3 protein-coding genes and 1 pseudogene are annotated in these 2,889 nt (G+C 45.4%); 1 reads left to right on the forward strand and 3 read right to left on the reverse strand.

The features are described from left to right. Nucleotides 1–172 precede the first annotated feature (172 nt). Nucleotides 173–460 (reverse strand): annotated as a pseudogene (locus JK211_RS16595) (transposase); the annotation flags it as partial. 12 nt (nt 461–472) lie between these two features. Next, complete coding sequence (locus tag JK211_RS16600; protein ID WP_212709723.1) at nt 473–655, reverse strand: transposase; 183 nt, start codon at nt 653–655, stop codon at nt 473–475. Nucleotides 656–702: 47 nt separating this feature from the next. Between JK211_RS16600 and JK211_RS16605 the strand changes: the two genes are divergently transcribed. Then, nucleotides 703–1,479 carry an SDR family oxidoreductase gene (locus JK211_RS16605; protein WP_212709724.1) on the forward strand — a complete coding sequence of 259 codons (777 nt, stop codon included), beginning with the start codon at nt 703–705 and terminating at the stop codon, nt 1,477–1,479. A gap of 269 nt (nt 1,480–1,748) precedes the next feature. Here the strand turns inward: JK211_RS16605 and JK211_RS16610 are convergent, their stop codons facing one another. Continuing rightward, the gene (locus tag JK211_RS16610; RefSeq protein WP_212709725.1) at nt 1,749–2,798 is read right to left on the reverse strand and encodes an inovirus-type Gp2 protein; all 1,050 of its coding nucleotides are present in this window, start codon (nt 2,796–2,798) and stop codon (nt 1,749–1,751) included. Nucleotides 2,799–2,889 lie beyond the last annotated feature (91 nt).

Consider the following 2,889-nt stretch of genomic DNA (forward strand, 5'->3'; position numbering starts at 1 on the left):
TTAAACGGTACCGGCCTGAGGGCTTCCGGTCTGCCGTCACGTGGTGTTTTCTGCCAGCGACGCCAGGTGCGCAGACTCAGCTGTACTTCCCGGCAGGCAATAACAAGCCGGGCACCTGAGCTGACAGCTTCATTAATCCACACAATAAACTGTTGTCGCTCATTGTACGGCGTCAGTCTTCCCCGCCGGTTTCCCCGTAGTAATCCGTAAGCTTTTTTCGCAGTACCAGTATGGCTGCCGCCTCCGCCAGGGCTTTTTCTTTGCGTACCAGCTCTTTTTTCAGCTGTTTAATTTCTTTCTGGCTCTGTTTCAGGGCGGCTTTATCATTAGGGTTTTCAGTCTGCATAAAACCCTGTTTCCACTGAATAATCTGTTCCGGATAAAGGCCTTTTTTACGGCAGTATTCTGCCACTTCAGCCTCGGAAAGCATGGCAGTTTCGACTATCACAGCAAAGCGCGCTTCTGCTGACCACTAGTCTGTTGTTTTCTCTGCACCGGGCACCGGTTTCCCCTCTGATTTAGCCTGATTACGCCAGTTATACAGGGTAGCTTCGGATATTCCTTCTATCTGTGCAACGGCTGCCACGGCCATATTGTAAGGCGGTAACAGTTTTGCCAGTGTTGCAGCCTTACGCTCCGGTGAAATACGTTTCATGTGTCACTCCATGCCCTCAGATTGATTTTTCAGAGGGGGTGACAACTATGCTGACACTGAGGGGTAAGACCGTGCTGTTGGCTGACTTCAATGAACAAACGCTGCAGAACGCAGCTCAACAGCTAAGCGATTCGGGCTACCATGTTGAAACCCATTCAGTGGATGTTGCGTCCCGTCCTTCTGTTGAGGCGCTGGCCGCTTATGCTGCTTCCCTCGGCAACGTGATTCAGGTTGTTAATACCGCAGGCTTGTCACCAAATATGGCGCCGGTTGATAAAGTACTGGAAGTCGATTTATACGGCGCTGCCGTGGTGTTCGAAGAGTTTGAAAATGTCATTTCTCTGGGCGGTGCAGGTCTGATCATCTCTAGCATGGCAGGGCATATGATGCCAGCCTTAACGCCTGAGCAGGATCATGCGTTGGCCTACACGCCAACGGAAGATTTACTCAGTCTGCCATTCCTACAACCTGAAGCCGTTCCTAACACTCTGGTGGCTTACATGCTTGCTAAGCGAGCAAACCATCTTCGCGTGCAAGCTTCAGCGATGACGTGGGGCGATAAAGGTGCGCGGGTTAACTCCATCAGTCCTGGTATCATCGTCACGCCGCTGGCACTGCATGAACTTAACTCAGAAATTGGTGATATTTACCGTGCAATGGTCGATGCATCGCCAGTAAAACGTATGTCAACGCCTGAAGAAATTGCAGTAACCGCATCGTTCTTACTCGGCCCTGATGCCAGATTCATTACGGGCAGTGATTTGCTTATCGATGGCGGCGTGATTGCTGCGATGCGTGCGGGTAAATTACAGACTCCGAGCTAATGCTTATTCATTAAGTGAAAATTTAAGGGAGAATTAATCTCCCTTAAAATAAAATGTCAAATAATTAAGAACATCCTTGTTCTCTGCGCTGCGGGATCATTGGCCAGAGTTACTACTCAATATTTAATTGTGAGTTCTAAATAATTACCTACCGAACTGAACCATGACAATCATAGCACCAACTCACAGTGACGAAAAAACGCGATAAAAGCCATGTCCGTAGGCTCACTGTCATGCTGAGGGAGACGGTTATATTATCGTCATTTTCTTTAATCGGAATAGTTTCGAGGTCTTCCTCGTTTCTTTTCTAGATGAGTAATACATTCGCCACGTCCGAAGGTACGTGCTCCTTGTGGTAGTACCAACCGCACAGCTGTATCAACCTTAGTAATATAGGTAATTGCCTTTTGCAATGCATAGCGTTTTTCATGGTTGGCATAATGAATATCACCTATACCTGATTGAGCATAATTACTGGCTATTGCATTACAGTTAAAATACAATCCCTGACCACTTGTAATCTCATTCTTCCAGAATTCCCCAATACGCCGTGCCAGCATGATATCCCCCCGAACTTTGCTTCCGTCAAAGAAAAAACAGGTGTGATAGTGAAAGCCTTTGCGCTGTCCATACTCAAGCTTCCAGAGATATCCCAGACAATTTTCAAACAATGGATGTACATGTATCCGTTTAAATAAACACTTACGGTGTGCCCGGATCATTGCAGTTGAAATAGTTTTATTTCTGATAATATCCTTTTGGTAGGATAAATCAACGCGGACTACCAGTAAACGGGAATAATGCTCAAATAGATGATCCACATAAGCGAGAGAACCCTTCAGATTTTTACTGGCTGCTCTCTGGAAATTACGTATCTGTCGCTTATGGGAGGTTGATTGAGCCTCTTCCCGGAACTGTCTCAGTATACGATTTATTACTGTAGCGTCCGTCGCAGCGAATTCAGTTATACTGTGGAATTTCAGGACTGAACTGAATAGTCGTATCGTGGGATGCAACTGTTGAAACTCACTTATACTCCTTCCCAGTAAAGTTAATCCACTGATGGCTTCTTTGAAAAAATATCCCGTTCTATTGTATCTCCCCGTATGAGTTAATTTCAACACCCCAGTTTCAGAAAATAGCATTTTATTTAAAACTGAAAGTAACCGACGCTGTATTTGTACGACGTCAAGATCATCGGTAATAATTAGCGTAGCATCACTATCCATAGCATGCATGCTACTTGATTCGATATCCAGGTAACTATCCATGATTATCCAGGCCTGTGTTTTTCGGTGGTCAGTACTGATTGTTGGCATATTTTCGTCATTTTCTGGTAATGATCCCAATTTATTGATAGTGATTTATTGTCATGTAGTACCCGATGACTTTGTCATGCAGTTCAACTGA

Source organism: Tatumella sp. JGM130 (assembly GCF_018257525.1).
Classification (GTDB): Bacteria; Pseudomonadota; Gammaproteobacteria; order Enterobacterales; family Enterobacteriaceae; genus Tatumella; species Tatumella punctata.